Raw genomic sequence first — 6,682 nt, 5'->3', positions numbered from 1 at the left:
CGGAGGACGGGAGCGCGGACCCGCCCCGTCTGGGACGTCGTCGTGGTCGGCGCCGGGCCCGCCGGTGCTTCGGCCGCCTACGCGGCAGCCGTCGCCGGCCGCAAGGTGCTGCTCCTGGAGAAGGCCGAGCTGCCCCGCTACAAGACGTGCGGCGGCGGCATCATCGGCCCCTCCCGCGACGCCCTCCCGCCCGGCTTCGACCTGCCGCTGCGCGAGCGGGTGCACGCCGTCACCTTCACGCTGAACGGCAAGCTCTCCCGCACCCGGCGCTCCCGCACCATGCTCTTCGGCCTGGTCAACCGCCCCGAGTTCGACAACGCGCTGGTCGAGTCCGCCGTCGAGGCCGGGGCCGAGGTGCGCACGGGCGTCACCGTCTCCCGCGTCGAGCAGCACGGCCCCGCCGTGCCCGACCGGCGCACGGTCGCCGTCGTCCTGGCGGGCGAGAAGGAGCCCGTCCTCGCCCGTGCCGTCGTCGGCGCGGACGGCAGCGCGAGCCGGATAGGGGCGCACGTCGGCGTCAAGATGGGCCAGGTCGACCTCGGCCTGGAGGCCGAGATCCCGGTGCCGGCCAGCGTCGCGGAGGACTGGGCGGGCCGCGTGCTGGTGGACTGGGGCCCGCTGCCGGGCAGTTACGGCTGGGTCTTCCCCAAGGGCGACACCCTCACCGTCGGCGTCATCTCCGCCCGCGGCGAGGGCGCGGCCACCAAGCGCTACCTGGACGACTTCATCGGCCGCCTCGGGCTGGCCGGGTTCGAGCCCAGCGTCTCCTCCGGCCATCTGACCCGCTGCCGTACCGACGACTCGCCGCTCTCCCGGGGCCGGGTCCTGGTCTGCGGCGACGCGGCCGGACTGCTGGAGCCCTGGACCCGCGAGGGCATCTCCTTCGCGCTGCGCTCCGGACGGCTCGCGGGGGAGTGGGCGGTCAGGATCGCCGAGGCGCACGACGCGGTGGACGCACGGCGCCAGGCCCTCAACTACGCCTTCGCCGTCAAGGCCGGCCTCGGCGTCGAGATGGGTGTGGGACGCCGGCTGCTGCGCATCTTCTCCCGCCGCCCCGGCCTCTTCCACGCGGCCCTCACCGGCTTCCGCCCCGCCTGGAACGTCTTCGCCCGCTTCACCCGCGGCGCCACCTCCCTCGCCGAGGTCGTCCGCGTGCACCCCCTCGCGCGCCGCGCCCTGGACACCCTCGACCGCCGCGAAGCCGAACGGGACGGCGGCGCCGACGGCATCGAGGACGGCACGGCGAACGACGCCGCCGCCGACGACACGGAGCGGGGCGGCAGCACCGACAGCGACGAGACGACCGCCCGCCGCTCGGCCTGAGCGAGGCCGCCCGCCGGGCGCGGCCGTCGGCCCGGGGTCTGCCGCGCCCGGGCGGCCACCCCGGCCGGAGTGCCGTCCCGCGTCCGGGGCGCGCCGCCCCGGGGCCGGAGCGGGACCGGACGGGGACAGGGGGAGTGGGGCGCGTACTCCCCGGGGAGTAGCCGCGGGCACCGCGTCCGGCCGACGTCCTGCCGCGCGGCCGCGGCTAGCGTGGCGGAGTGACCAGCACACCGCCTTCCGACGGACGCCCCGGGGACCCTGGACACCCCAGGAGCCCCGGACATCCCGGACCCTCCGGCTCTTCCATACCCCCGGTTCTCCCCGGCCGGTCCCACGGCTCCGGCCCCGGCACCCGTGCCCTGGCCACCGGGTCCGGTCCGCCGCCACGGAACCCGGGGTGGCGGCGCGTCCTGGCCCCGTCGCTCGCGGTCCTGGCCGCGCAGCACATGGGTTCGGGATTCGCGGCGCACGCCCAGCGGGCGGGCACCGTCGGCCTGGACGGGGCGGCGCGGGCCCTGCTGACGCTGGGACCGCTTCTGCTGCTGGTCCGGTACCGATTCCCGCGTACCGCGGTGTGGGGCACCTCGGCGGTGACGCTGGCGTACCTGGCGGCCGGCCACCCCTACGGGCCGGTCCTCCTGAGCGTCGTCGTGGCGGGCTTCGCCGCGCTGGTCGCCGGGTACCGGTACGCGACGTGGGGCGCGCTCGGGCTGCTGTGGACCGGGAACCTGCTGGTCGCGCACGTCCTGTACGGGCGGCTGCCGCCCGGCGGCGACCCTCCGGGCTCCTGGGGCACGGACCTGTTCCTGGCCGTGTGGATGGTGGCGCTGTGCACGGCCGGGGAACTGGCCCGGGTGCGCCGCGCCGAGCGGGAGCGCCGGCGGCGGGAGGCCGAGGAGGCCGAGCGGCGCCGGGCCGGCGAGGAACGGCTCCGCGTCGCACGGGAGTTGCACGACGTGCTGGCGCACAGCATCTCCGTCATCAACGTCCAGGCGGGGGTCGGCCTCGCCCTCCTCGACTCCGACCCGGCACAGGCCCGCACCGCGCTCACCACCATCAAGGCGGCCAGCAAGGAGGCGCTGGGCGAGGTGCGCCAGGTGCTCGCCGCGCTGCGCTCCCCGGGGGAGGCGCCCCGCGCGCCCGCTCCCGGGCTCGGCCGGCTCCCCGAGCTGACCGGGCAGGCCGCGAACGCCGGGCTCGAGGTGCGTACCACCACGGAGGGTTCGCCCGTGCCGCTGCCCCCGGGAGCCGATCTGGCGGCGTTCCGTATCGTCCAGGAAGCCCTGACGAACATCGTCCGTCACTCCGGGGCCCGTACCGCCCGGGTGCGCATCCGCTACGGTACCGGGACGCTCGGGCTGCTCGTCGAGGACGAGGGACCGGCGACCGGGAGCGGGCCGTCCGGGGGCGGGAACGGGCTGATCGGGATGCGCGAGCGGGCCGCCGCGCTCGGGGGGACGGTGGAGGCGGGGCCGCGTGCGGACGGCGGCTTCCGGGTCCACGCCACCCTCCCGCTGCGCCCGGACGACGAAACGGCCCCGCCCCCACGACAGGAGGAGGCACCGTGATCCGCGTACTGCTCGCCGACGACCAGCTCCTGGTGCGCGCCGGGTTCCGCGCGCTGCTGGACGCGCAGCCCGACATCGAGGTGGTGGGCGAGGCGGCCGACGGCGAGGAGGCGGTCGGGCTGGCCCGCGAACTGGCCCCGGATCTGGTGCTGATGGACATCCGGATGCCGCTCGTCGACGGCTTGGCCGCGACCCGTCGGCTCACCACCGACCCCCGGCTCGGCGCGGTGAAGGTCGTCATGCTGACCACCTTCGAGCTGGACGAGTACGTGTTCGAGGCGCTGCGTTCGGGTGCCTCGGGGTTCCTCGTCAAGGACACCGAGCCGGAGGAACTGGTGCGGGCGGTGCGCGCGGTGGTGGCCGGGGACGCGCTGCTGTCGCCCGGCGTCACCCGGCGGCTCATCGAGGAGTTCGCGGCCCGCTCCAAGGAGCCGGCCGCCCCGGCCCGGCTGTCCGGGCTGACCGAGCGCGAGCGGGAGGTGATGGCCCTGGTGGGCATGGGGCTCACCAACGAGGAGATCGCCCGCCGCCTGGTGGTCTCCCCGCTCACCGCCAAGACCCATGTGAGCCGCGCGATGGTCAAACTGGGCGTCCGCGACCGCGCCCAACTGGTCGTGCTCGCCTACGAGTCCGGTCTGGTGCGGCCCGGCTGGCTGGGCTGAGGCAGCGCTCGCCATGGACGTGATGTCAGCACCCGCCATGAGCGTTAGGTGATCACCGGTCGCGCACGAACCGTTCCAGTACGGCGGCCAGTTCCGCCGGGGCGTCCTCCTGGACGAGGTGTCCGGCGCCCTCGATCAGGTGGAGCCGGGCCCCGGGGATGCGGCCGGCGAGCTTGTGCGCGTTGCCGGCCGGGATCCACGGGTCGTCGGTGCCCCAGCAGACGAGTACGGGCACCGCCGTCTCGCCGTACCGCGCTTCCGCCTCCCGGGTCCAGCGCTGGTCGTTCTGGGCCATCTGGCGGAAGAGGGCGGGCTGCCCCGCCTCTTCCAGCCACGGCCGGGCCAGCTGATCGAGCACCTCGGGACGTAGGCCGCGGGGGGCGGCGGAGGAGATGTACGCGCGCACGAGGGCGCTGTGCAGCGCGGGCGGCAGCTGGGCGAAGATCCCGGGGTGCGCGCCCATCAACCGGTAGGCGGGGGAGCCCCAGGTGTCGAAGGCCACCGTGACGTCCACCAGCGCGATCCGCTCGAACGCTACGCCGTGCAGCAGGTGCGCCCGCATGGCGACGGTGCCGCCGAAGTCGTGCGCCACGACGGCCGGCCGCTCCAGCCCCCAGTGCGCCAGCAGTTCGACGAAGACCCGCCCCTGGGCGCCCAGTGAGACGTCCTGGCCCTCGTACTTCTCCGAGGAGCCGTAGCCGGGCATGTCCCACACGAAGACCCGGTGGCTGCCCGCCAGCGCGCGGGCGATGTCCCGCCACACGAAGGAGGACCAGGGCGTGCCGTGGAGGAGGACCACGGGCGGGTCCGCCGGGTCTCCGAGCACGGCCCACCGCACCTGGCCATGAGCGCTCGCGTACGTACGGTCCAGCGTCCAGTTCACGTTCATGCCTGCCACTGTCCCCGGCTCCGGCACACCACAACACGGGCCAGACCGACGACAATCGCAAGAATCAGGCCACCGCTCCTGGTGGCCGCCTCAGCCTCCCGGCAGTACCGCCCGCCGCGCGCTCCACGCCGTCAGCGAGGCCAGTGCCGCCAGGACGGCCACCGTCGCCAGGGCCGCGGGCAGTGAGAACCAGTCGGCCAGGAAGCCGATGGCGACGGGGCCCAGCAGGATGCCGCCGTAGCCGAACGTGGAGGCGGCGGCGACACCGCCGGGGCCCGCCAGGTCGCCGGCGCGGCCGATGGCGATGGGGAAGACGTTGGCCAGCCCGAGCCCGGTGAGGACGAAACCGGCCAGCGTGGCCCACACCGAGGGCGCCAGCGAGCCCAGCAGCATGCCGGCGCAGCCCAGCGCGCCGCCCCAGATCAGCACCCGGCTCGGGCCGAGCCGCTCCACCAGGAGCGTGCCCGAGAGCCGTCCGAGGGTCATCGCGGCGGCGAACACCGAGTACCCGGAGGCGGCCAGTCCGGCGCTCGCCCCCAGATCGTCCGTCAGATGCAGGGCGCTCCAGTCGGCGAGCGCTCCCTCGCCGTACGCGGTGCACAGGGCGATCAGGCCGAGGACGGCCACCAGCCACCGGGTCCGCCCACTCGGCCGGGGGGAGTCCGCCGGGGCGGCGGTCCCGGCCCCGTCGGGTGCCGTACGGTGTGCGGGTGCCAGAGGGAAGCCGAGCAGAGGCCGGGTGCCGAGCGCGGCGACGGCCAGTCCGGCCACGGCGAGCAGCGACAGGTGCCGGGTCGGGCTCAACCAGCCCGCGACCAGGCCGCCCAGGCCGGCGCCGAGCATGCCGCCGAGGCTGAACGCGGCGTGGAAGCCGGGCATGACGGGGCGCCGCAGCACGGCGATCAGATCGACGGCGGCGCTGTTGAGGGCGACGCTCATCCCTCCGTACGCGGCGCCGAAGACGAGCAGTACCAGGCCGAGCGCGAGCGCCGAGTGGGTGAGCGGCGGCAGCGCCACGCTCAGCGGCAGCAGGACGCCGCAGCCCAGGACGACGCGTGGGGGACCGAGCCGGGCGCAGAGCCGTCCGGTCAGCATCATGGTGGCCACGGCGCCCGCCGAGACACCGAGCAGGGCGAGGCCGAGCGCGCTGGGGGAGGCGCCGGTCTGCGCCTTGACAGCGGGGATGCGGACGACCCAGCCGGCGAAGAGGAAACCGTCGAGAGCGAAGAAGGCGGTCAGGGCGATGCGGAAGCGGCGCAGGTCCGGGCGGGGGGAGGCGGCAGCGTTCGATCCGCGGTGCCCCGTCGCACCGGCAAGCGCCGACCGTATTTTGTTTAGTGTCGGCACAAAGAGAGAATAGAGGCGTGACCCACACCCGTACAACAAGGCTGGAGCGAGGGCGTTCGGCGCTCGGGCCCGCACTGGAGCTGGTCCACACCGGGCAGGCGCCCACCCGCGCGGTGCTCACCGCCGAACTGGGGGTGACCCGCGCGACGGCGGGAGCCGTGGCCGGGGAACTGGAGGCGCTCGGGCTCATCACCGTCGACGCCCACCCCACCGCCCCCGTCGGCTCCCAGGGCCGCCCCTCCCACCGGCTGTCCGTCGACCCGGACGGCCCCGTGGCCCTGGCCGCGCAGGTCCACGCGGACGGCTACCGCGCCGCCCTCGTCGGCCTCGGCGGCAACCTCGTGGCGACGGCGCCCGGCTGCGGCACCGTGGACGCCGATCCGGCCCAGGTCATCAGCGAAGTGGTCCGGACAGGGGCCGGGCTGCTGCGGGAGTCGGGGCGGCGGTGCGTCGGCGCGGGGCTCGCCGTGCCCTCCGCCGTCGCCGAGCCCGAGGGCACCGCGCTCAACCCGCTGCACCTCGCCTGGCAGGCGGGCGCCCCGGTACGCGACACCTTCCGCGCCTGCCTCGCCGAAGCGGGCGTCACCCACCCCGACGGCTCCCCGGTCACCGGCTTCGCCGCCAACGACCTCAACGTGGCCGCCCTGGCCGAACACCGCCACGGCGCCGGCCGCGGAGCCCGCCATCTCCTCGTCGTCGGGACGGGACACCACGGTGTGGGCGGTGCCCTGGTCCTCGACGGGCGGCTGCACACCGGGAGTTCGGGCCTCGCCATGGAGGTCGGCCACCTGACGGTCGATCCCGGGGGGCGGCCCTGCCACTGCGGCAGCCGCGGCTGCCTCGACGTGGAGACCGACCCCGCCGCACTGCTGGCCGCCGCGGGGCGCGAGGCC

6 protein-coding genes are annotated in these 6,682 nt (G+C 75.8%); 4 read left to right on the top strand and 2 right to left on the bottom strand.

Annotated features, from left to right (window positions below; genetic code table 11):
• Positions 1 to 42 precede the first annotated feature (42 nt).
• From FM076_RS03300 to FM076_RS03290, 3 genes are all read left to right on the top strand, one after another.
• Positions 43 to 1,323 (top strand): geranylgeranyl reductase family protein, encoded by a 1,281-nt coding sequence (locus FM076_RS03300; protein ID WP_173874480.1) that lies wholly within the window; start codon positions 43 to 45, stop codon positions 1,321 to 1,323.
• Positions 1,324 to 1,682: 359 nt separating this feature from the next.
• Entirely contained in the window at positions 1,683 to 2,891 is a 1,209-nt protein-coding gene (locus FM076_RS03295) for a sensor histidine kinase (protein WP_428815132.1), read from the top strand.
• Positions 2,888 to 3,553 carry a response regulator gene (locus FM076_RS03290; RefSeq protein WP_173868439.1) on the top strand — a complete coding sequence of 222 codons (666 nt, stop codon included), beginning with the start codon at positions 2,888 to 2,890 and terminating at the stop codon, positions 3,551 to 3,553. The genes FM076_RS03295 and FM076_RS03290 overlap by 4 nt, the downstream gene beginning before the upstream one ends.
• Positions 3,554 to 3,605: 52 nt before the next feature.
• Here the strand turns inward: FM076_RS03290 and FM076_RS03285 are convergent, their stop codons facing one another.
• On the bottom strand, positions 3,606 to 4,442 hold the full coding sequence (locus FM076_RS03285; protein WP_173868438.1) for an alpha/beta fold hydrolase: 837 nt from the start codon (positions 4,440 to 4,442) through the stop codon (positions 3,606 to 3,608).
• A 90-nt stretch (positions 4,443 to 4,532) separates the two neighbouring features.
• Positions 4,533 to 5,789 carry an MFS transporter gene (locus tag FM076_RS03280; protein WP_173868437.1) on the bottom strand — a complete coding sequence of 419 codons (1,257 nt, stop codon included), beginning with the start codon at positions 5,787 to 5,789 and terminating at the stop codon, positions 4,533 to 4,535.
• Between the two features lie 17 nt (positions 5,790 to 5,806).
• Between FM076_RS03280 and FM076_RS03275 the strand changes: the two genes are divergently transcribed.
• Positions 5,807 to 6,682: ROK family protein (locus FM076_RS03275; protein WP_345944873.1), on the top strand; the 876-nt coding region annotated here is incomplete at its 3' end.

This window comes from Streptomyces albus subsp. chlorinus, assembly GCF_013302895.1.
Taxonomy (GTDB): Bacteria; Actinomycetota; Actinomycetes; order Streptomycetales; family Streptomycetaceae; genus Streptomyces; species Streptomyces chlorinus.
This window is presented reverse-complemented; position numbering and strand designations above follow the sequence as displayed.